This window comes from Fusobacterium mortiferum ATCC 9817, from assembly GCF_000158195.2.
GTDB classification, from domain to species: domain Bacteria; phylum Fusobacteriota; class Fusobacteriia; order Fusobacteriales; family Fusobacteriaceae; genus Fusobacterium_A; species Fusobacterium_A mortiferum.
Genome location: NZ_GL987994.1, coordinates 74436 through 96327, shown reverse-complemented (window position 1 = coordinate 96327; position 21892 = coordinate 74436). Strand labels below are relative to the sequence as shown.

Genomic DNA, 21892 nt, shown 5'->3' with positions numbered 1-21892 from the left:
TAAAAAAAGAAACTTAAATTTATTATCTCTAAAATAAAAAAATATAAATTACAATATACTAAAACTACATTTTATCAACTAGAAATCTGGAAAACATTTGGAATAAATCCTTTCTATTGTTTTAATTGTAAAATTAAAATGAAAGTAAGAAGAATTTCATATTTTAATATATCAAAAGGCTCCATTTGTTGGAAAGAATATTGTTGGTAGCGCTGATTAAAATCAGCTTTTTTGTGTTACAAAAATATTTATTTTTTCTTATTTTATTAAACTTCTAATAGAAATATTAACTAATTCCTTATTTTTCTCTTAAAAAGTCAAATTATAATTTCCTTATATATAAAAAAAAGAGGTTGTTACAAACTTTTAAATTGTAACATCCTCTTCTTTAATTGATTCTACTCTATTCTCCTATTTTCTTAGGCTTTATCCAATCAGATTCTTTACCCATATTATAATTTCTTATAAATTCTTCTTTAAACTCTGTAAATCTATCTTCTAAAATAGCTTCTCTAGCATTTTTCATAAGTTTAATTAAGAAATATAAATTGTGATATGTAGCAAGTCTTTGCCCTAGTATCTCTTCTGCTTTAAATAGATGTCTGATATATCCTCTTTTAAAATTTCTACAAACATAGCAATCACAATCTTCATCAAGAGGTCTATCATCTTCTGAATACATAGCATTTTTTATTACTAATCTACCATACTTTGTAAATACTGTTCCATGTCTTCCTATTCTTGTAGGTTGTACACAATCCATCATATCTATTCCAGACTCTACTGCTTCTAACATATCTAGTGGCTCTCCTACTCCCATTAGATATCTTGGCTTATTCTCTGGACATTTTTCCACTATATAATCTAAGATTCTGTACATATCCTCTCTTGGCTCTCCTACTGCAAGCCCTCCAATTGCATAACCTGAGAAATGTTCATCCATTTCACTTAGCTCTCTTAAGCTCTTATCTCTTAAATCTTCATATATTCCACCTTGAACAATAGCAAATAACCCTTGCTCATCTGGTCTTTTATGAGCCTCAATACATCTTTTTGCCCATCTTGTAGTTCTTTCTATTGATGGTATCATATACTCTCTACTTGATAGTCCTGGTGGGCACTCATCAAATAACATAACAATATCTGAACCTAAATTATTTTGAATATTGATAGATTTTTCTGGAGTTAAGAAATGTTTTGAGCCATCTAAATGAGAACTAAATCTTACTCCTTCCTCTGTTATCTTTCTTAGAGCACCTAAACTAAATACTTGGAATCCTCCACTATCTGTAAGTATAGGCTTTTTCCAATTCATAAACTTATGAAGTCCACCAAATTTTGCTACTAATTCATCACTTGGTCTTAAATATAAGTGATAAGTATTCCCTAAAATTATTTGCGAACCAATAGCTTCTAGCTCCTCTGGTGTCATTGCTTTTACTGTAGCTTGTGTTCCTACTGGCATAAATACTGGTGTTTCTATTTCTCCATGAGGAGTAGTTATTTTCCCAGCTCTAGCTTTACCAGATTTCTTTTGTAACTCATAAGTTACTGGTAGTTTTTTTGTCATCTTTTCTCCTATCTATGTCCTATCTACTGATATTATTTCTTTCATTTTTAACATATTATTCAATAGATATTTATATTCATTTTTATTTGAAATTTCTATTGTTATTTGGAAATTCATATAGCTTTCTCCATTTTTATTTATCTCGTTACTATTAATTGTAACCAGATGAATTTTATGATTAGCTATCAAATTTATAATATTCATAAGTATATTTGGTTTATCATATACAAGTACATTAAAAGTAAATTTATATTTATTTTCTTTTTGCTCTACTACTTTACTATCCCATTCTACCTCTATCTCTCTAGTTGGGTCTTGAGCTATCATACTTTGAAAATTCTTACAATCTCTTCTATGCACAGTTATTCCTGTAAGTTTTGTTACATATCCTCCTATCTCATCTCCAGGAAGAGGTGTACAACATCTAGCAAATCTTATTAGAGTATTATTAACTCCATCTATTATTATTCCATAATCATTTTTACTTGAAGAGCTCTTTTCTTTGTCTTTTTTCTTTTCCATTAACTCTTCAATATTTATATTTTCTATTTTTCTATCTTTTTCTATTTTTTTTCTAAGTTTATCTATAATAATATCTATTTTACTTCTCTTTTCTCCTACATGATAGTAAAATTCATCTAAAGATGTGATATTATTTTTTTCCATATGTTTTTTGATAATTGGATCCTCTTCCATCTCTTTTAGAGTTATTCCAAGTTTTCCCAACTCTCTTTCAAGATTTTCTCTACCATTTTTTATAGTTTGGTCTCTTACTAAATCTTTTAGAACTTTTTTAATTTTACTCTTTGCTCCATGAGTTACAACTATGTCTAACCAATCTTTATTTGGTCCTTTAGAGTTCTTAGAAGTTATAATCTCAACTCTATCTCCATTTTGTAGTTTATAATCTAATGTAACTATTTTTCCATTTACCTTAGCACCTACACATTTACATCCTATCTGTGTATGAATAGCAAAAGCAAAATCAAGTGGAGTAGCCCCTTGTGGTAACTCAGTAATATCTCCCTTAGGTGAAAAAACAAATACAGTTTCATTCATTATATCCTTAGTTACACTATCTATAAACTCTTGAGCTGTTTCAGTTTCTTTTTGTAATTCTAGAATATTTCTAAGCCATCCATACACTTGATCACTTTTAGTTACCTTCGTGTGTTCTTTATAGCTCCAGTGTGCTGCTATTCCTTCTTCAGCTACCTTATCCATCTCTTCTGTTCTTATCTGTATCTCAATAAATTTTCCTTGTGGTCCAACAATAGTAGTATGAATTGATTGATAGTTATTTGATTTAGGAACAGCAATATAATCTTTAAATCTTCCTGGTACTGGTTTAAAATGGCTATGTATTACTCCTAAGGTATTATAACATTCTCCCTCAGTATCTACAATTATTCTAACTCCCATCAAATCATAAATATCATCAAACTCTTTATTTTTCTCATACATTTTTTTATAGATACTATAAAAATGTTTAAACCTTCCTTTTACACTTCCTTTTATTCCAGTTTCATGGAGCAGATTAACTATTGTTTCTATAAATCCTTGAATATATTCCTCTCTCTCTTTCTTTTTAGAGTCAATAAGAGATTTTATATTCATATACTCTTTTGGCTTTAAATAACGTAGTGCTAAATCTTCTAATTCCCATTTAATTTTAGCTATTCCTAATCTATGTGCAAGTGGAGCATAGATATCCAAAGTCTCTTGAGATATAGATATTTGTTTTTCTGGCTTCATATATTTCATAGTTCTCATATTATGAAGTCTGTCTGCTAATTTTATAATTATTACTCTCAAGTTTTGAGCCATAGCTAAAATCATTTTTCTTATATTTTCATCTTGCTTTTTAGTACCATTGGGAAGAGTTTTTAATTTAGTAACTCCATCTACTAGAGTAGCCACTGTTTCTCCAAAATTATATTTAATATCTGCTAAGGTTATCAGTGTATCTTCTACTATATCATGGAGTATCCCTGCCACTATGGTATCAGTATCCATTTTCATATCTATTAATATTTTAGTAACTTCTACTGGATGCATTATATAATCTTCTCCAGATTTTCTATATTGTCCTTCATGGCACTCTTCAGCAAAGAAAAAAGCTAGTTTAATTTTTTCAATATCTACTTTTAAATTATTCTTTTCTATCTCTTTTAATATCTCTTCCCAATAATTCATAAAATTCCTCTTTTCTATCCATAATTTTAAAGAGAGTGATAAATAAAAAAGTCTAAAACAACTTTTAAATTAGATTTTATAATCTAAATTTTTTAGAAGAAGTTGTTTTAGACTAATCCATTCACTCTCTTTTATTTTAATATTTCATCAACGTTAAAACTGGATAATCTTTTAGTTTTTCTCTTCCATTTAACTCTTCTAACTCAATTAAAAAAGCTAATCCTGCTACAACTCCACCTAATTCTTCTACTAATTTTACAGCAGCTTCCATAGTTCCACCAGTAGCTAAAAGGTCATCTACTATCAATACTCTCTGTCCAGGCTTTATAGCATCCTTATGCATACATAAAGTATTTGAACCATATTCTAAATCATAAGAATACTCTATAACCTCTCTAGGTAGTTTTTTAGGTTTTCTAACTGGAACAAATCCTATCCCCATAGCATAAGAAACAGGGCAACCAAATATAAATCCTCTTGCTTCTGGTCCAACAATTAAATCTACATTTTGCTCTTTAGCAAATTTAACTATTTCATCAGTAGCTGCTTTAAAAGCTTCTCCATCATTCATTAAAGGAGTAATATCTCTAAATAATATTCCTTCCTTTGGGAAATCTTTTACATTTGCTACATATTTTTTTAAATCCATTTCTCTTCACTCCATTTATTTTGATATTTTCCCCTCAATATCTAATAGGACATTAATCTATAAGTGTCCTCAGCTTTTTTCTTTTCTCCTATTTTTAAATATATCCCACTCAACTGAAGATATATATCATTATCATTTCCATTTATTACAATATAGTCCAATAATATATTTTGAGCTTCTTTATTCATAGAATAAACACCAGATAAATTCTGTGCATAAGCTATAATATATTCTTTGTTATCTTTAAAAAGAGAATAACTATTTTTCATAAAATAATATAATTCATCTCTCTTATCTAACTCTTTTAAAATTTCCATATATTTTATAGCTGTATCTACATCAAATTTCTCAGTATCTATTTCTTTTAATAACTCATAAGATTTTAGTTTATTATTTTTAGAATATAACATAAGAGCTCTCAATTTTAGATAATAATCATCATTTGGATTATAACTATTTTTTATTATATTATTAACTTTTGAATACTCTTTATTTTCATAATAAAGAGTAGCTAAATTTTTTATTAAACTTTCATCATTAGGAGTCTGTTTTAAAGCTTTTAACCAAAACTCTTCAGCTTTTGTGTAATCTCCAAATTGATAATAACAATAACCCATTTCCTTTAAAAGAATTACATTATTCGAATCTAATACATAAGCTTTTTGATATTCAATTATTGCTTTTTCATATTGATTTTGTTGAGAGTAATTTACTCCTCTTAAAAGAGAATACTCCATCTCTTTATTTTTTTGCACATTACTACAACTTACTAAAAATACTGATACTCCTAAAAAAAATAAAAGTCTAATCTTCAATCTTTTCTATCTCCTTTTTTTCTGGTAATATTACTCCACCAGAAATAATCAATTTTATAGCATCATCTATTTTTATATCTAATATTTTTACTTCACTCTCTGGTACTACTATAAACATTCCTGATGTTGGATTTGGAGAAGTTGGGATAAAAACATTATACACTTTTTCTTCTCTTCCAATAGCGCTACCTATTAAAAAGTTATCTTCTGAAGTTAAAAAACCTATACTATAAATTCCTTTTCTTGGATATTCAACCATCACAACTTTTTGATATGACTTCTCTCTATCAGAAACTGCAACCTCTATTATTTGACTGATTGTTGTATATACCTGTTTTATTAATGGTATTTTTATAAATAACTCCTTAGCTTTTTTTATAATTTTAGCAAAGAAAACTATTTTTAAAGTAAATCCTACCAAACAAGTTCCTATTATCATAGTAACTAATGATATAAAATACACTAATAGTTGAAAATAATAATCCATATCCCCTTCTTCTACAAATACTAGAAGAATATTTTTTATAATTATAGTAACAAAAGAGTTTCCTAATAAACTCATCATAATTCCAACTATCCAGTTAAAAATATAGACAGTCAATACAATTGGTAATAAAGCTATCAATCCTGTATAAAAGTAAGCTTTAAATTTTTTAATCATTTGAGTTATCTCCTACATTTAGTTCAATTAATACTTTAGATACTCTCATCTTATCTACTTCTAATACTTTTAATCTTACATCATTTAACATAAATTCATCTCCAACTACTGCCACTCTTCCTATTTGTGTAATAATAAGTCCTCCTAAGCTTTCGTAATCTTCAGATTCTGGTAATCCTATTGATAACTCTTTATCTAAAGTCTCTATATCTATCATTCCATCTACTTCATAAGTATTATCATCTATCTTGTGAATAAGCTCTTCCTCTTCAGTATCATATTCATCACGAATCTCTCCAGTTATCTCTTCTATTAAATCTTCTATTGTAACTAGACCTACTATCCCACCATATTCATCTAATACTAAAGCAATATGTACCTTCATACTTCTAAACTCTTGTAATATCTCTATAATTGATTTTGTTTCTGGAACAAAATACCCTGGTCTTACAAAATTTTTTACAGGTACATCTGTTTTTCCATTTTTTATAACACTTAATATATCTTTTACATATAAAACACCAATTATGTTATCTATAGTGTCCTCATACACTGGTATTCTTGAAAATCCATTTTCTATTATTTCATCCCAAACATCATCTAATGTATCCTCTCCCTCAAGAGCAAACATAGATGTTCTTGGAGTCATTACCTCTTTAGCTGTTGTTTCTCCAAAACCAACAATTGAGTGTATCATCTCTTTTTCTTCCTCTTCAATGATACCTTCAGCCTCTCCTACATTTACAAAAGAGATAATATCCTCTTCTGTTATCATAAGTCCTTCATCATGTAGTTCTATTCCCATCAATCTTCCAATAAATTTTGATATCATCATTAATATTTTTATTATTGGTTTTAGAACCCAAGCAAAATAATAAATAATGCTAACTACTACTCCTGCTATTTTTACAGACTGATTTTTAGCTATAATTTTAGGAGTAATCTCTCCAAAAATAAGAATAATTATTGTCATTCCAACAGTTGCAACCGCTACTGATGAACTTGATGTTCCTCCCATTATATTAATAGTAACAACAGTTGCTATTGACGAAGCTAGTATATTTACAATATTATTCCCTACTAAAAGTCCTGTTAACATCTCATTAGGATTTTTTAACCATTTTTTTAAAAGTTCCACTTTTTTAGCATTTTTTCCATCTTCAAACTTTTCTAGATGTATACTTCTAAATGATGTAAGTGCAGTTTCTGAAGCTGAGAAAAAACCAGATAACATAATCAATACGACTAACAACAAAATATTTTGGTACGTGTCCAATTCGTTTTTACACTCTCCTTCTCAAGATTTCTTATTTTATATAATACTATTTTACCATAGAATGATAGAAAATACAAACTACTCTATTTCGAATAGTTTATCTCCCTTTTTAACTATTTGACCATCTTCTACTAGAATTTTTACAATTTTACAATTTTTTGTGGCTTTTACTTCATTCATAAGTTTCATTGCTTCTATTATACATAGAGTATCTCCTACTGAAACATTCATTCCTGCTTCTACAAAAGCTGGATTTCCAGGTGCTGATGATTTATAAAAAGTTCCTACCATAGGGGCTAGTATACACTCTTTTTCTCCACAATCTACTATTTCCTCTTTAGTTTCTATCTCATCATTATTATTTACATATTGTTGTACTAAAGGTTGTTGAACTTGAATAGCCCCTACTTTTACTGGCTTCTCTTTTTTAAGCACTAATTTTACTCCTTCACTCTCTAGTGCCACCTCATTTAAATTGTATTTCTCTATATTTTCAGCTAACTCTCTTATAGTTTTTACATCTATTTTCATCTCTTTATGTCCTCCGTGATATTTTATATTAGTTACTTCCTATTATTCTTAAGTCTTTTACTCCATCTACTTCTGAAATTTTTTCTAACATTCCTTCTATTTTTCTTAGCATATTTTCAGTAGTTTGAATTGAAATAGTAGACTTTGCTATTCCATCTACAGCTATATTTTGTACTATTGTAAGTACATTCATATCCTCTCCAGCTATTATATTTAATATACTTGCTAATATTCTTGGCTTATCTACTAGAGACATATGAATACTAAACACCTTATCTTTTCCACTCTCAAAGAAAGGTTTTATGTAATCTTTATATTTATAATATGTACTTCTACTTATTCCAACTTTTTTTATAGCCTCATATTTTGAGATTTTTGTATGTTGTACTAAATCATTTACCTTGATTACACTTTGAATAGAATTTGGAAGTATTCTTTTATCTACTATATAATACTCTCTTTTTTCATTTTTTTTCATAATTTCTCCCTTGCTTCTATTTTATATTATTATTTTTAAAAGCTCTCATAGTATTAGCAAATAGCATAGCTACTGTCATAGGTCCAACTCCACCAGGTACAGGAGTAATATATGAAGATTTCTTACTTACATTTTCATAATCTACATCCCCAAATAACCCTTCCTCTGTTCTATTTATACCTACATCTACTATTATAGCTCCCTCTTTTACCATATCTTCAGTTAAAAATTTAGCTTGACCTATTGCCATAACTACAACATCAGCTTCACTTGTTTTCTTTTTTAAGTCTTTAGTCTTACTATTACAAACAGTAACAGTGGCTCCAGCATTTATCATAAGATTTGCCATAGGCTTTCCTACAATATTACTTCTTCCCACTACCACTACATCTTTTCCAATTAAATCTATTGAATAGGCTTTTAACATCTCCATAATTCCAGCTGGAGTACAAGGTTGCATAGAATTCTTATCTCCTAACATTAAAAGTCCTAAGTTTTCTGGTTTAAAACCATCTACATCTTTTTCTAAAGCTATCTTATCTATTACTTTTTTCTCATCTATATGCTTTGGCAATGGTAATTGTACTAAGATTCCATTTACTCTTTCATCATTATTTAAATTCTCTATTAACTCTAAAACTTTTTCTTCACTAGTATCTTCTGGTAAAAAATGTGCAAAACTTTCAAATCCTAACTCACTACATCCTTTTATTTTAGAATTCACGTAGATTTTTGAAGCTGGATTATCTCCTAATAAAACTATTGCTAGTCCTGGCACTTTACCTATTCTCTCTTTTAATTGAGAAGTTTCTTCTTTTATCTGAGCTTTTAGTTTTTGAGATAGCTCTTTTCCATCTAATCTTATCATCCTTTTATGTATTACCTCTCTTATTTTATTTTAAGATATCTCCAACTTTTAATATTCCACCATTGATTATATCAGCTCCATTTAAAAGCTTTTTATTCTCTGGTTTTACTTGAGTTAGTATTACACTTCCATTTCCAGTTTTTACTATTACTCCTTCACCTTTTTTGATATCTACTACTTCTCCACACACTCCACTCTCATAAGTTTTAAAATTTTCTTTCACTCCATAAATTTTAAAAATCTTATCTTCACAAATAGTGAAAGCACTTGGAAAAGGATTCATTCCTCTTACAAAATTAAAAATTTCTCTTTCAGTTTTACTCCAATTAATTTTACAATCATCTTTAGAAAAAGGCTTTACAAATGTGGCCTCTGAATGATTTTGAGGTATTCTTGGAGCTTCGCCTTTTTCTATAAGTCTTACTGCTTCTATTAATCCCTTTGCTCCTAACTCTTTTAACCTATCATGTAAAGTTAAGAAAGTATCTTCATCAGTTATTTTTGTTTTCACAGTAAGTATCACATCTCCTGCATCTAACTCTTCTGCTATATACATTATACTTACTCCACTTTCTTCTTCTCCATGTATAAGAGCTGCATTTATAGGAGCTGCTCCTCTATATTTTGGAAGTAAAGATGAATGTACATTTATTACTCCATATTTTGGCATCTCTATTATCTCTTTTGGTAAAATTTTCCCATAAGCTACTACTACTATTAAATCTGGATTTAATTCTTTTATTAAGTTTTTAGTTTCTTCACTTTTTAATGTATTAGGTTGATATACAGGTATATTATGCTCTAATGCATACTCTTTTACTGGAGTGAATTTTATTTTTTTCCCTCTCATATTGGGTTTATCTATCTTTGTAAAAGCTCCTACTATCTCATATTCAGAATTTAATACATCAAAAGATGGAACTGCAAACTCTGGAGTTCCCATAAATAATATTCTCATCTATTCACCTTTCCTATTGCTAATTTTTTCTACCAACTCTATGAAAGACTTTATATCATCAAACTCCTTATATACAGAAACAAATCTAACATAAGCTACTTCGTCCATTTCAAGTAATCTCTCCATTACCAACTCCCCCAATTCTCTACTACTAATTTCATTTTTAAGAGAGTTTTGTATATATTTCTCTATCTCAAGAACAAAAGTATCTAACTCTTCTCTACTTATATTTCTTTTAATGGTAGCTCTGATAAGACCATTTAAAAGTTTGTTCCTATCAAATTTTTCTCTTCTATTGTCTTTTTTTACAATATATAAAGGAGTTTCTTCTATTTTTTCATAAGTAGTAAATCTTTTTTCACACTTTATACATTCACGACGTCTTTTAATAGAGAAGCCATCCATAAAAGAACGACTGTCTACTACTTTTGTATCCTCTGAATTACAAAATGGACATCTCATATCCCTCACCTACACTGATTCTTTTTTATTTATATACTCTATTACTTCTTTAGGAGTTTTACAATCTAATAGTCCTTGCCTAAAACTCTCTTCTCTTATTAAACGTGATATTCTTGCTAAAACTTTTAAATACACTTGACTATCTTTATTTGGAGAAGCAAATACAAAAAATATATTTACATTTTCATTATCTAGAGATTTAAAATCTACTCTTTCTTTACTAATTCCAAAAGCTATTGTTAAACTTTTAGCTGCTTCTGTCTTAGCATGTGGAATAGCAACTCCTTTTCCTATTCCTGTACTTCCTAATTTTTCTCTTTCCACAAGAGATTTGTATATGTTGTTACCTTCCTTAGAAATATTAGGTGAAGCTTCCATCAACTTTGATAGTTCCAATAATACCTCATCCTTTGTCCTTGCTTTTAGATTAAGAGAAATTAATTCTTCTGACATATAATCAGTTATTTTTACTATATTAATCATTCTCTACCCCCATAACATAATTTTTTAATTTTAGTTGTACTCCTAAATGAAAATTTATATATTTTTCAAATAGAACTACTACTTCTTTAATATTTTCAAATAAATAACTACCTTCTATTATATTTCTTACTTTTCCAGTAATAAACAACTCTACGATTTCTTTCTCCTCTTGTGATACCTTATAACTATATTTTTCATTTTCTATTAAAAACTTTGATTTTTCATAGGAAAAATTATTTCCCTCTCCTATATCTATTTTTAATCCTTCATCTTTTATAAGATAGTATAAATAATATCCTAATAAAATATAATTTTTTCTTTTATCTTCACTCTCTTTTAAGTAATTAAGTGTTTTTATTGTAATATTATACAAAGATTTTTTTCTATTATTTTCTACTAAAATCTCATTTAAAATAGCAAGAATATATAAAGCAATTCCTAAATTATCTAAATCTGACTTTATCTCTAAATAAGAATCTACTTCATTAAAACTAGAAACTGTATAATTTTCTCCTTTTCTATAAAATGTAAATTTAGAAAGAGTAAGTATATCTACTGAACTTAACTCTCTTTTCTTACTTTTTCTAATTCCTTTTAAAAGAAAAACTAATTTCCCAAAATTTTCGGTAAATACACTTACATATCTATCCGCTTCTCCAAAATCTCTCTTATTTATAACTATACCATTGTCATTTATAAATTTAATCATGGAGTGACAGCTCCTCTTTATTCAATTTACTATTAATTTTATAATTTTTTATCTTTAATTCTCCTACTTTTACATTTCCATCATAAATTATAATGATCTCTGGTAAAGTATATTCTGAAAATTTCTTTAACTTTTTTAACTCTATTATTAATCCATCTTTTAGATTAATTTTTCCCTCTTTAAACTCTTTTTTCTCTTTTAAAATATAGTTAATAGCCTCTAAAGTACTATCCTCTTCTTCATTTAAAATTTCTTCACTAACTTGATCAAAAAGTGGAAGATACATAACTTTCTTTTTAGAGTCATATATATATATTTCTCCTTTATTTAATTCAGGACTCAAGATATCCTTTCTAATAAAATCTGGCTTAATATATTGTAATATATATTCACTTTTTTTTATATCTCCATTCAAAGAAAGTCTCTCTTCTATATTGATTGTCATATCCTCTATCTCTTCTATATTTTTAGCAAAAGATATAAATATTACAACTAAAAATAGAAAAAGATATTTAAATTTTACCATTTTTCTCCTCTTTTTTATCTTCTAACATCAAAATTAATACTTCTGTCATATTTAGAATATCAACATCATTTTTTACCTTTATACTTCTAAATATCTCTCCATCACTATTATCTATCTCTGATACCTTTCCTATATATAAACCTTTTGGATAAATCTCACTAATTCCAGAGGTATATACTTTTTCTCCTACAACTATACTATTTTGGAAAGTATTTGCTTCAAAATACAATGTTCCATCATCTTCATCACTACCTTTGATTATTCCTAACATTTGGCTTTCTGTCATAGCACTTACATTAAAATTTTCTGAAGTGACCATATCTACTATTGAATAATCATCATACACTCTACCTATTTTCCCTATTAGAGTTTCTCCCGATAGAACTATCATATTTTTTTTAATTCCATCTTTTTTACCCTGATTTATATAAAATCTAACATAAAGATTACTTGGATTTCTAAAATTAATTTTAGCCACTCGTAAATTAATTTTTTTCTCCTCTTTTATTCCAAGAATATCTCTTAATCTTTTATTTTCCTCTTGTAATCTTTTATTATAAGATACTAACATCTCATACTTTATATGTTCATTTTTTAACTCTCTATTCTCTTCTAAAACTCTCTGATAACTTATTACAGCTTCTTTAGTTTCCTTAACATAATTTCCAATTTGATATATTTTTCTTTGCACTGGAAAAACAATATAACTTAATAAATCAATTCCCTGATTAATAGCACCTTTGAATACTAAAAAAAGGAAGAGTAGACATAGTGAAATTATATATATTTTTCTTCTCTTAACACTATGAGAATTTTTATTTTTATGAAACATTTTATGCTATTTCCTTTAATACTTCTACAACTAATTTTGCTGTTTTTACCATATCTTCTATCTCTATATACTCTTCTTTTGTATGAACTTTTGTCATTCCTACAGCTATTGTAAGAGCCTTGTATCCTTTTTCATTATAGATATTAGAGTCACTTCCTCCACCAGTAGATTTAGTTATATACTCTACCTCAGCATTCATACAAGCTTTTTCAAAATATTTTAATATATCTTCATTTTTATCTAAATGATATCCAGAATATCCCTTTACAACATTATTTTCAAACTCTGCACCAAACTCTTTTGCTACCTCTACAAAAATATCATTTGTTTCTTTTAATAGACTATCTAATTTTTCTCCTGAGAAACTTCTTGCTTCATAGTGAAGAGTAACTTCTGGCATAACTATATTTACAGCTTCGCCACCTCTTACTACTCCAATATTAGAAGTTGTTTCACTATCTATTCTTCCTAATTTTATTTTAGTTATAGCATGTGCTGCCACTGTAAGAGCATTTATTCCATTTTCTGGAGCTATTCCTGCATGAGCAGGTTTTCCTATTATTTTCATCTCTCCTTTTGCAGAATAAGGAGTTTGAATTATTGCTATCCCTGGTTTTCCACTTGAATCTAAAATAAATGAATAATCAGGTGCATATTTTTCTATATCAAAATTTTTAGCTCCTAATAGCCCTATCTCTTCTGCTATTGAGCACACAACTATTATTTCTGGATGATCAAAGTTATTTTCTTTTATAACTCTTATAGCCTCTATTATATTAGCTATTCCAGCTTTATCATCTCCACCTAATACAGTAGTTCCATCACTTTTAATTATTCCATTTTCTATAATAGGATTTACCTTATCACAAGGTAAGACTGTATCCATATGTGCACTTAATAAAACCTTTTTCTTTCCAGGAGCTCTTAATATTCCTATTATATTTCCAGAATTTCCTCCAGTTTTTTCCCCAGCATTATCTTCTATTACCTCTAATCCAATACTTTCTAATTCTTTTTTTATATAATCAGCTACTTCTCTCTCTTTTAATGATGGTGAAGAAATTTTTGCCATATTTATAAAATTCTCTACCATTCTTTCTCTATTTATCATCTATTATCCTCCTAAATTTAATTTCATTTCTTTCTATTAATTATAATATATTTTTATCGGTTTTGTAAAGTACTACTAGTACAAAAAAATAGACAATATCCTATCTTTAGCTCTATAATTTTAACTTTTTTATATTTAGAGGCTGTGGTAAAGAATAAGTTATTTTAGAATAAAAAAAAACTCCATTTTTATGGAGTATCATATACATGTATGGTGCGAAGAGAGAGACTTGAACTCTCACGTCTGGGACACTAGATCCTAAGTCTAGCGCGTCTGCCAATTCCGCCATCCTCGCACTATTCAATTTTTAAAAAAAATGGTGCCGCTTATCGGAGTCGAACCAATCACCTACTGATTACAAGTCAGTTGCTCTACCAGATGAGCTAAAGCGGCACAATAAATATGGCGGGAGTGACGAGGGTCGAACTCGCGACCTCATGCGTGACAGGCATGCGCTCTAACCAACTGAGCTACACCCCCATAATATGGTGGTCTCAACAGGACTTGAACCTGTGACCCCCTGCTTGTAAGGCAGGTGCTCTCCCAACTGAGCTATGAGACCTTAGTGGTACCCCGTAGGGGAATCGAACCCCTGTTTCCAGAGTGAAAATCTGATGTCCTTACCACTGAACGAACGGGGCATCTTAATATGGTGCGTCATACAGGAGTTGAACCTGCGACCGCCTGATTAAGAGTCAGATGCTCTACCAACTGAGCTAATGGCGCATCTGTCTGGAGCGGGAAACGAGGGTCGAACTCGCGACATTCAGCTTGGAAGGCTGACGCTCTACCAACTGAGCTATTCCCGCAGACAAGAATTATAATATCATATTAATTATTTTTTGTCAAATATTTTTTTCATTTTTTCAAATTATTTTTTTATTATAAAAACACCCTTTAAAATTTCCCTCATTATCCATACAAATTTTAATTTTTTATTCATATATAATGGAATGATATATTGTTGTTTATCAAAAGTAATTATATCTAATACTGCCTCTAATTTTTTCCCAACTCTTCCCTCTTTTAATGCACAACTTTCTACTCTCATCAAATCTATATCTACATTCATAAATTTCATTTTTTTATTTTTAGTATCTATTTGAATTTTATAAGAAAAAGTTGTTTTTAACTGCTTTACTCCCATAAATATAAAAGCTATAGCAAAAGCAACTCTTACCATATTTCCATCTACCTTAGCCATATATAGCTGAGCCATAGCAATTATAATAAGTGGTAGTGAAACTCCTAATCCAACAACTACCTTTTTTATCTCTGGTGAAAATTTTTCTATCTCATCTATTTGAAATTTTTCTTCATCTAATTTTTTTAAAAATTCATCATAAAATAACATTAACTTAACTCCTTTTTTAGAAAAAGGAGTTATTACAACTACTCTTACTTTCTGTAATAACTCCTCTTTATTACTATTTTACTAAATGGCTTATTTTTTCATCTTTATAATCTAAGTTATGAACTGAATTAATATATCTTATTGTTTTACTTTTTCCTCTTACTACTAAAGTTTGAGTTCTAGCAATATTTCCTTTTCTTTTTATTCCCTCTAATAAATCTCCACTAGTAATTCCTGTAGCTGAGAATATTACCTCATCATCTTTTACTAAGTCATCCATCTTTAATACATCTCCAACTCTTAATCCCATCTCTTCACATCTACGTTTTTCAAAGTTAGAGATTTTATCATTTTCCAAAGTTACTCCTTTAACTTCACTTCTAAGTTTTAATCTAGCTTGCATATCTCCACCTAAAGCTCTAATTACAGCAGCAGAGATAACTCCTTCTGGAGCCCCACCTATACCATATAATATATCTGCATCTGAATCTACTATACAAGTAAGGATAGAACCAGCTACATCTCCATCTGGTAAAGCATATACTTTTATTCCTAATTTTTGTAAATCTTTTATAATTTGTGTATGTCTTGGCTTATCTAATACAACTACCATCATATCCTTTAAATCTTTATTTAATGCTTTAGCAACATTATGAATATTTTCTATAAGAGGTTTATTTAAATCAATTACCCCTTTTGCCTCCGGACCTACTATTAATTTCTCCATATACATATCTGGAGCTTTTAAGAAACTTCCCTTATTTCCAACAGCTAGAACTGTAATAGCATTTGCTTGTCCTTGAGCAGTCATTCTAGTTCCTTCTACTGGGTCTACAGCTATATCTACTGGAGAACATCCATCTAATGTTTCTCCCTCTTCTAATTCACTTTCTGGTTGATTAGCTCTTCCAACTTTCTCTCCAATATATAGCATAGGAGCTTCATCTATCTCTCCCTCTCCTATAACTATCTCTCCATCTATTGAGATTCTATTTAACATAGTTCTCATAGCATCTACTGCTGCTTGGTCAGCGGCTTCTTTATCTCCTCTTCCTACCCATTTGTGAGCGGCTAATGCAGCTGCCTCTGTAACTCTAGCAAATTCTAGTGCTAATTCTCTTTTCATCTTTTCCTCCTAATTATTAATAAATCTATAGATTTCTTCTTTTTCTTTTACCATTTGAAGTTTGTCTCTAGCAATTTTTTCTCTTTGAAAATCATCTTCAAGTTTATCTATTCGTCTATTATAATCCTCTATTTTATTTTTTGCTAGCTCTATTTTTTCCTTTATATCATTCTGCTCTCTCTGTAATTTTTCCATTTTTACATAGCTTCTATACATATAGGGTACAAAAAAGTATATGTTCAAAAGGATTATACCATATAATAAAAATTTTCCAACCCTATTTTCTATCATCATTTACACCTTACTTATTTTCTTTTAAAGTTTCTTTCTTTAACATTTGTAATTTTTTATTTATCATTCTCTTAGCCATAGGAGAAATTTTATCTACAAACAATACCGCATCTAAATGGTCAAATTCATGTTGCATAATTATTGCTAAAAATCCTTCAACCTCTTCTGAAACCTTTTCTCCCTTTTCATTTAAGTAATCAATTTTTATTTTTTCTGGTCTTTGTACTTTCTTATAAATTCCAGGAACACTTAAACATCCCTCTTCAAAATCCATAAGCTTATCTGTCATTGGAGTAATAATAGGATTAATAACCTTTCTTACAACTCCATCTCCTTGGTCACATACAAACATTCTTTTACTAATTCCTACCTGTGGAGCTGCAAGCCCTACTCCTTTAGCTTCATGCATAGTTTCTACCATATTATCAAGTATCTCAAGTATCTCATTATCAATATTTTCTACTTCTTGAGCTACCTCTCTAAGTACAGCTTCACCATACTTTTTTATTTCGTAAATCATCTATTCACCTCTATATAAATTTTTTATTTTTAAATTAAATTGATAGGATCTATATCTATCACTATTCTAATTTTATCATTTTTTTCATAATTTGTAATCTTTAATTTTAATTTCTTTTTAAAATTATTTATCTCTTTTATACTTCCTTTTATAAAAATATTATATCTATACCTATCCTTTACCTTATACACCATACTTCTCATAGGTCCATAGAGCTCTACTCCATCATATTTTATATCTCTATAAAAATCTTGTACAAAATTTTCTAAGTATTTTTCATATTTAGAAGATATTCCTATATTAATAGTCTTTGAAAATGGAGGGTATTCCAATAACTCTCTATTTCCTATCTCTTCACTATAAAATCCTTCATAGTCACTCTCTTTTACTCTTTTAAAAACTGGATGTTCACTTTGATATGTTTGAACTATAACTCTTCCTTTTTTATCCCCTCTTCCAGCTCTTCCAGCTACCTGTGTAACCAATTGAAAAGTTTTCTCTCCAGCCCTAAAATCTGGAAAATTTAATATTGTATCAGCATTGACAACTCCTACTAGAGTTACATTTGGAAAATGCAATCCCTTTGATATAAGTTGTGTCCCTACCATTATATCATATTTTTTTTCTAAAAAATCAAAATACATCTTTTCAAAAAACTCTCTATCCTTGGACATCTCAGAATCAACTCTAATGACTCTTACATCAAAATATTTTTTTATCTCCTCTTCTACCCTCTCTACTCCCTTTCCACTATGTATAAGGTTAGAACTTCCACATTTACTACAATGGCCTGTATACTTTTTTACTCTTCCACAATAATTACACTTAAGTACCCCTTGACTTGCATAGTAACTATATTTTATAGAGCAGTGAGAACACTCCTCTACATATCCACAATCTTTACATTGAATATATGTAGAATAGCCTTTTCTATTTAACAATAAAAGAACTTGCTCCCCCTTTAATAGAGTTTTTCTTATCTCTTCTAAAAGTCTCTTACTAAAATATATACTCTCTTCTCCCTTCATATCTACTATCTCTATCTCTGGAAGAAGTGCATTATTATATCTATTTTTTAATTCAACCAGTTTGAAAAGATTTTTTTGTGAAAAATAATAGGTTTCAATAGATGGGGTAGCTGAACCAAGAATGAGTTTTGCTCCTTCTAATTCTGCTCTTTTTATAGCTACCTGCTTAGCATTATATCTAGGATTATTATCCTGTTTATAAGTGGTTTCGTGCTCCTCATCTAAAAATATATATCCTAAATTCTCAACAGGAGCAAATATAGCTGAACGAACTCCCAATACAATTTTTTTCTTTCCTATATAGATATTATACCACTCTTTTGCTCTTTCACTTGCTGTAAGTTTACTGTGAAGTATAGCAATATTTTCTTTAAACTCCCCTTTAAATCTATTTATCATCTGTGGAGTAAGAGAGATTTCTGGAACTAAAAAGATACTTCCCTTTCCCTTATTAAAAGCTGACTTTATAATACTAATATATACCTCTGTTTTTCCTGAACCTGTAACTCCTTTTAAAAGATAGTTTTTTTCTATACCAGAGATTATTGTTTCCCTTGCTTTTTTTTGTTCCTCATTTAACTCCCTATCTCTACTTTCAATCTCTATCTCATCTATCTCTTCTACTTTTTCCTCTTCAGCTTTTATAAATTTTTCTAATCTTAAATCTCCAGCTTTTAAAAGCTTTTCTAACTCTTTTTTAGGGAATATTTTTTCAAGAGTCTCTTCTTTAACTTTCTCTCTTCTTTTAAAATACTCATAGATATTTTTTTCCACCAATTCTAAATCTAAAATTTTTGAATAATCTACTACTATATTTACCTTTCCATCTTTTAGAAGTAATCCAGATTTCAAAAGGGAATTTATTTTATCTAGACCAAAATTTTTACTTAGAGCTCCCTTAGTTATACTCACTCTTTTTCTAAAATACTCTCTTATCTCAGGACTGATTACTTCTGTATCTAAAAATTCCACAATATCTCTAGGAAAATAAAATTTTTCATATTTTACACTTAATCCACTTGGAATAGCTGAGGTTATAACTTGTTCATAACTGCTCATATAGTAATTTTTTATCCAGACTAAAAGTTTTATATAATTTTCCGAAAGTTTTATAGAGTTTTCCATTCTTTTTTGAATAGGTAAAACTCTATAATTTTTCTCTTCATTAGTATCTTGAGCTATTATAAGTCCTGTCCTTTGTTTTCCTCTAAAAGATATAATTACTCTATCTCCTACCTCATATTTATCTTCTCTATCTTCATATGTATATAGTTCTCTAGTATTATCCACATAAATCTTATAATATCTCATATTATCTCCTACTCTAAAACTATTCTTATCGCTTTTACATTTTGTAATGACTCTCCGGCTTTAGGATACTGCTCTTTAACTAGTCCTGTTCCTTTTACTTTTACTTCTATTCCACTATTTTTAAAAATCTGTATTACATCTTTAGGATTTAAATCTTTTAAATCTGGCATCAATACATCTTTTAATTCCTCTTTATATCCATTTTCAAAGTTTTTTACTTGAGAAAGGCTGGATATATTTTCTGATAATATATTTTTTGTTTTTGTTATTCTTTTTACAATCTCACCAAAAACTGGAGCTGCTGTTGCTCCACCATATTTTTCAAACACAGTTTCTCCCTTAGGTTTTAAAAACATTACTAAAGCAACATACTTAGGTCTCTCCACTGGAAAAAAACCAATAAATGAAGAAAGATAGTTCTCTTTTAAGTATCCTCCCTTTGTACTTAACTGAGCTGTTCCCGTTTTTCCTCCTACCTTATATCCTGAAACCTCTCCTCTTTTAGCTGTTCCATCACTAACTACTTTTTCTAACATATCTCTCATCTCATTAGAAAGCTTCTCAGAAATAACTCTTCTCACTTGAGTAGTAGGATTTCTTCTCACTACTACTCCATTTTCATCAGTTATTTTCTCTACAAGACGTGGTTCATATAAAATTCCCCCATTTATAAGAGAGGAAAAAGCTGTAATCATCTGAATTGGTGTAACAGCTATCCCCTGTCCAAAGGACATAGTACTCTTTTTTAATCCATCCCATCTTTTATAAGGTATGGTATATGGTTTTATCTCTCCAGGAAAATCTATTCCTGTCTTATCATAGAAGCCAAATTTTTTAAGATACTCTTCAAATTCCTGATTAGTAAATTTATCCCCTATCATAACCATACCAACGTTACTAGATTTTTTCAGTACCTCTTCTGTTGTTAAAACTCCTTTAGTATTTCTACTAGCTTCTTTTATAGTATGTCTATACTTTGTTATTTTTCCATCTCCTATATCAAACTTAGTATATTTACTTACAAGTCCAGCATCAAGGGCTGAAGCTACAATTATAGGCTTAAAAATAGAACCTGGTTCAAATTGATTTTGAAATATAGGATTTCTAAGTGCTCTATTTTTAAAAATAGTATAGTATGAAGTAGCTAGTACTTTTCCATTATTTGGATCCATTATTATTCCATATGCTTCTTCTGAACCAGAAGAGATAAATTTTTTTCTAACCTCATCATTTAAAATAAATTGTATATCACTATCTATTGTAGTATGAAGATTTTTACCATTTAAACTTACTTTTATATTTTCTTTTGAAAATGGCAACTTCATTCCCCTATTTTTTGTATAGATATTTTGTCTTTCCAAAATCTTCTCTTTTAAATATCTCTCATACTGTCTTTCTAAACCAAATACTCCTATTTTATAGGCATTAGAACTATTAGTATAGCCTATAAATCCAACTAAATTTTTATAAATTTCAGGCTTATAATAAGTTCTCTCTATACTTCTGTCAAACTGTACTATATTTCTTGTAATTTTATATTTTTTTACTATCTCTTGAATTTTTTCTTTTTGTTTCTCACTTAAGTTTTTAGCTATTACCTTATACTTTCTATTTTTTTCATACCCCTCTTTTATCTCCCTTAAAAGTTTCTCTTTATTTTTTCTAATATAAGGCTCATCTAATATTTTTTCTATTCCTTTTAAATTATCTTCATTATCATATATAGCACTAGGATTTATTCCCAACATATATATGTTTTTATTAAAAGCTAAACTCTTTCCATTGCTGTCAAAAATATTTCCTCTATTTCCATAACTTTTATCATTTTTTCTTATCTGTTCAATAGCTTTTTTCTCATATGTTTCATAGTTAAAAAGTTGAACTTGAGTCAATCTTACAACTATTAATAAAACTACAAACAAAATAACATTAGATGCTAAAATTGTTCTTTTATTAAAATTATTAGCTCTATGGTACTCTCTTTTTTTCATAAAAATATGTAAAAAATAAAAAAGTAACAAGACTAAAAAAATAGTTAATAGATATAATTTATAATAAACTGAAACCCCTATCCCCATTAAAGTTGAAAGTAGAGTAATTATCTTTAGGTATTTCACTTTTTTCCTCCATAGTTTTT

The 21892-nt window shown here is 28.7% G+C and carries 22 protein-coding genes and 7 tRNA genes; all 29 read right to left on the bottom strand.

All coding sequences use genetic code 11. The annotated features are described in order from the left end of the window. Nucleotides 1-403 precede the first annotated feature (403 nt). The 29 genes from tgt to FMAG_RS10000 all read right to left on the bottom strand — a co-directional run bounded on the left by tgt (nt 404) and on the right by FMAG_RS10000 (nt 21872). The gene (gene tgt, locus FMAG_RS10140) at nt 404-1570 is read right to left on the bottom strand and encodes a tRNA guanosine(34) transglycosylase Tgt (RefSeq protein ID WP_005886419.1); all 1167 of its coding nucleotides are present in this window, start codon (nt 1568-1570) and stop codon (nt 404-406) included. A gap of 12 nt (nt 1571-1582) precedes the next feature. Then, nucleotides 1583-3766, bottom strand: coding sequence for a RelA/SpoT family protein (locus tag FMAG_RS10135; protein ID WP_005886418.1), 2184 nt, complete (start codon nt 3764-3766; stop codon nt 1583-1585). Nucleotides 3767-3902: 136 nt separating this feature from the next. Beyond that, complete coding sequence (locus tag FMAG_RS10130) at nt 3903-4415, bottom strand: adenine phosphoribosyltransferase (RefSeq protein WP_005886416.1); 513 nt, start codon at nt 4413-4415, stop codon at nt 3903-3905. A 41-nt stretch (nt 4416-4456) separates the two neighbouring features. After that, nucleotides 4457-5230, bottom strand: a complete 774-nt coding sequence (locus FMAG_RS10125) for a tetratricopeptide repeat protein (protein ID WP_005886414.1) — start codon at nt 5228-5230, stop codon at nt 4457-4459. Then, a complete protein-coding gene (locus tag FMAG_RS10120) occupies nt 5220-5891 on the bottom strand; it encodes a DUF502 domain-containing protein (RefSeq protein ID WP_005886412.1) in 672 nt (223 codons plus the stop codon). Before FMAG_RS10120 ends, FMAG_RS10125 begins: the two co-directional genes overlap by 11 nt. Beyond that, nucleotides 5884-7167, bottom strand: a complete 1284-nt coding sequence (locus FMAG_RS10115) for a hemolysin family protein (protein WP_005886410.1) — start codon at nt 7165-7167, stop codon at nt 5884-5886. The genes FMAG_RS10120 and FMAG_RS10115 overlap by 8 nt, the downstream gene beginning before the upstream one ends. Before the next feature lie 78 nt (nt 7168-7245). Next, complete coding sequence (gene accB / locus FMAG_RS10110; protein WP_005886409.1) at nt 7246-7698, bottom strand: acetyl-CoA carboxylase biotin carboxyl carrier protein; 453 nt, start codon at nt 7696-7698, stop codon at nt 7246-7248. Between the two features lie 28 nt (nt 7699-7726). Further along, on the bottom strand, nt 7727-8176 hold the full coding sequence (locus FMAG_RS10105) for an ACT domain-containing protein (RefSeq protein WP_005886408.1): 450 nt from the start codon (nt 8174-8176) through the stop codon (nt 7727-7729). Nucleotides 8177-8192: 16 nt separating this feature from the next. Beyond that, nucleotides 8193-9041 (bottom strand): bifunctional methylenetetrahydrofolate dehydrogenase/methenyltetrahydrofolate cyclohydrolase FolD, encoded by an 849-nt coding sequence (folD, locus tag FMAG_RS10100; protein WP_106991899.1) that lies wholly within the window; start codon nt 9039-9041, stop codon nt 8193-8195. Nucleotides 9042-9069: 28 nt separating this feature from the next. Next, complete coding sequence (gene fmt, locus FMAG_RS10095) at nt 9070-10002, bottom strand: methionyl-tRNA formyltransferase (protein WP_005886406.1); 933 nt, start codon at nt 10000-10002, stop codon at nt 9070-9072. Then, nucleotides 10003-10464 (bottom strand): transcriptional regulator NrdR, encoded by a 462-nt coding sequence (gene nrdR / locus FMAG_RS10090; RefSeq protein WP_005886405.1) that lies wholly within the window; start codon nt 10462-10464, stop codon nt 10003-10005. A 9-nt stretch (nt 10465-10473) separates the two neighbouring features. Beyond that, on the bottom strand, nt 10474-10947 hold the full coding sequence (locus tag FMAG_RS10085; RefSeq protein ID WP_005886403.1) for a PTS sugar transporter subunit IIA: 474 nt from the start codon (nt 10945-10947) through the stop codon (nt 10474-10476). Then, entirely contained in the window at nt 10940-11656 is a 717-nt protein-coding gene (recO, locus tag FMAG_RS10080) for a DNA repair protein RecO (RefSeq protein ID WP_005886401.1), read from the bottom strand. The genes FMAG_RS10085 and recO overlap by 8 nt, the downstream gene beginning before the upstream one ends. Next, the gene (locus tag FMAG_RS10075; protein ID WP_005886400.1) at nt 11649-12182 is read right to left on the bottom strand and encodes a hypothetical protein; all 534 of its coding nucleotides are present in this window, start codon (nt 12180-12182) and stop codon (nt 11649-11651) included. The genes recO and FMAG_RS10075 overlap by 8 nt, the downstream gene beginning before the upstream one ends. Continuing rightward, nucleotides 12169-13014, bottom strand: a complete 846-nt coding sequence (gene mreC, locus FMAG_RS10070; RefSeq protein ID WP_005886399.1) for a rod shape-determining protein MreC — start codon at nt 13012-13014, stop codon at nt 12169-12171. The genes FMAG_RS10075 and mreC overlap by 14 nt, the downstream gene beginning before the upstream one ends. Nucleotide 13015: 1 nt before the next feature. Beyond that, nucleotides 13016-14125, bottom strand: coding sequence for a M20/M25/M40 family metallo-hydrolase (locus tag FMAG_RS10065; RefSeq protein ID WP_005886398.1), 1110 nt, complete (start codon nt 14123-14125; stop codon nt 13016-13018). Nucleotides 14126-14336: 211 nt separating this feature from the next. Continuing rightward, nucleotides 14337-14420 (bottom strand) — tRNA-Leu (locus FMAG_RS10060). A gap of 22 nt (nt 14421-14442) precedes the next feature. Then, a tRNA-Thr gene (locus FMAG_RS10055) sits at nt 14443-14518 on the bottom strand. 10 nt (nt 14519-14528) lie between these two features. Next, a tRNA-Asp gene (locus FMAG_RS10050) sits at nt 14529-14605 on the bottom strand. Nucleotides 14606-14611: 6 nt separating this feature from the next. Further along, nucleotides 14612-14687: transfer RNA gene (locus FMAG_RS10045), tRNA-Val, on the bottom strand. A 4-nt stretch (nt 14688-14691) separates the two neighbouring features. After that, nucleotides 14692-14766: transfer RNA gene (locus FMAG_RS10040), tRNA-Glu, on the bottom strand. Between the two features lie 9 nt (nt 14767-14775). Further along, a tRNA-Lys gene (locus tag FMAG_RS10035) sits at nt 14776-14851 on the bottom strand. A gap of 7 nt (nt 14852-14858) precedes the next feature. Then, nucleotides 14859-14934, bottom strand: a tRNA-Gly gene (locus FMAG_RS10030). Between the two features lie 62 nt (nt 14935-14996). Continuing rightward, nucleotides 14997-15479, bottom strand: a complete 483-nt coding sequence (locus FMAG_RS10025) for a hypothetical protein (protein ID WP_005886397.1) — start codon at nt 15477-15479, stop codon at nt 14997-14999. Between the two features lie 73 nt (nt 15480-15552). Then, nucleotides 15553-16605: a class II fructose-bisphosphatase gene (gene glpX / locus FMAG_RS10020; protein ID WP_005886396.1), complete on the bottom strand. Its 1053-nt coding sequence runs from the start codon at nt 16603-16605 to the stop codon at nt 15553-15555. 9 nt (nt 16606-16614) lie between these two features. Then, nucleotides 16615-16896, bottom strand: a complete 282-nt coding sequence (locus FMAG_RS10015; protein WP_255475349.1) for an FtsB family cell division protein — start codon at nt 16894-16896, stop codon at nt 16615-16617. A gap of 10 nt (nt 16897-16906) precedes the next feature. After that, the gene (gene def, locus FMAG_RS10010; protein ID WP_005886392.1) at nt 16907-17416 is read right to left on the bottom strand and encodes a peptide deformylase; all 510 of its coding nucleotides are present in this window, start codon (nt 17414-17416) and stop codon (nt 16907-16909) included. Nucleotides 17417-17445: 29 nt separating this feature from the next. Further along, nucleotides 17446-19755 carry a replication restart helicase PriA gene (gene priA / locus FMAG_RS10005; RefSeq protein ID WP_005886390.1) on the bottom strand — a complete coding sequence of 770 codons (2310 nt, stop codon included), beginning with the start codon at nt 19753-19755 and terminating at the stop codon, nt 17446-17448. Nucleotides 19756-19763: 8 nt separating this feature from the next. Continuing rightward, entirely contained in the window at nt 19764-21872 is a 2109-nt protein-coding gene (locus FMAG_RS10000; protein WP_005886388.1) for a penicillin-binding protein, read from the bottom strand. Nucleotides 21873-21892: the final 20 nt, after the last annotated feature.

Excerpts from the sequence above, each read along its gene's own strand:
- tgt (WP_005886419.1), bottom strand. The coding sequence starts at position 1,570 with ATGACAAAAAAACTACCAGTAACTTATGAGTTACAAAAGAAATCTGGT.
- FMAG_RS10135 (WP_005886418.1), bottom strand. The coding sequence starts at position 3,766 with ATGAATTATTGGGAAGAGATATTAAAAGAGATAGAAAAGAATAATTTA.
- FMAG_RS10130 (WP_005886416.1), bottom strand. The coding sequence starts at position 4,415 with ATGGATTTAAAAAAATATGTAGCAAATGTAAAAGATTTCCCAAAGGAA.
- FMAG_RS10120 (WP_005886412.1), bottom strand. The coding sequence starts at position 5,891 with ATGATTAAAAAATTTAAAGCTTACTTTTATACAGGATTGATAGCTTTA.
- accB (WP_005886409.1), bottom strand. The coding sequence starts at position 7,698 with ATGAAAATAGATGTAAAAACTATAAGAGAGTTAGCTGAAAATATAGAG.
- FMAG_RS10105 (WP_005886408.1), bottom strand. The coding sequence starts at position 8,176 with ATGAAAAAAAATGAAAAAAGAGAGTATTATATAGTAGATAAAAGAATA.
- fmt (WP_005886406.1), bottom strand. The coding sequence starts at position 10,002 with ATGAGAATATTATTTATGGGAACTCCAGAGTTTGCAGTTCCATCTTTT.
- nrdR (WP_005886405.1), bottom strand. The coding sequence starts at position 10,464 with ATGAGATGTCCATTTTGTAATTCAGAGGATACAAAAGTAGTAGACAGT.
- FMAG_RS10085 (WP_005886403.1), bottom strand. The coding sequence starts at position 10,947 with ATGATTAATATAGTAAAAATAACTGATTATATGTCAGAAGAATTAATT.
- recO (WP_005886401.1), bottom strand. The coding sequence starts at position 11,656 with ATGATTAAATTTATAAATGACAATGGTATAGTTATAAATAAGAGAGAT.
- FMAG_RS10075 (WP_005886400.1), bottom strand. The coding sequence starts at position 12,182 with ATGGTAAAATTTAAATATCTTTTTCTATTTTTAGTTGTAATATTTATA.
- mreC (WP_005886399.1), bottom strand. The coding sequence starts at position 13,014 with ATGTTTCATAAAAATAAAAATTCTCATAGTGTTAAGAGAAGAAAAATA.
- FMAG_RS10065 (WP_005886398.1), bottom strand. The coding sequence starts at position 14,125 with ATGATAAATAGAGAAAGAATGGTAGAGAATTTTATAAATATGGCAAAA.
- FMAG_RS10025 (WP_005886397.1), bottom strand. The coding sequence starts at position 15,479 with ATGTTATTTTATGATGAATTTTTAAAAAAATTAGATGAAGAAAAATTT.
- glpX (WP_005886396.1), bottom strand. The coding sequence starts at position 16,605 with ATGAAAAGAGAATTAGCACTAGAATTTGCTAGAGTTACAGAGGCAGCT.
- FMAG_RS10015 (WP_255475349.1), bottom strand. The coding sequence starts at position 16,896 with ATGATAGAAAATAGGGTTGGAAAATTTTTATTATATGGTATAATCCTT.
- def (WP_005886392.1), bottom strand. The coding sequence starts at position 17,416 with ATGATTTACGAAATAAAAAAGTATGGTGAAGCTGTACTTAGAGAGGTA.
- priA (WP_005886390.1), bottom strand. The coding sequence starts at position 19,755 with ATGAGATATTATAAGATTTATGTGGATAATACTAGAGAACTATATACA.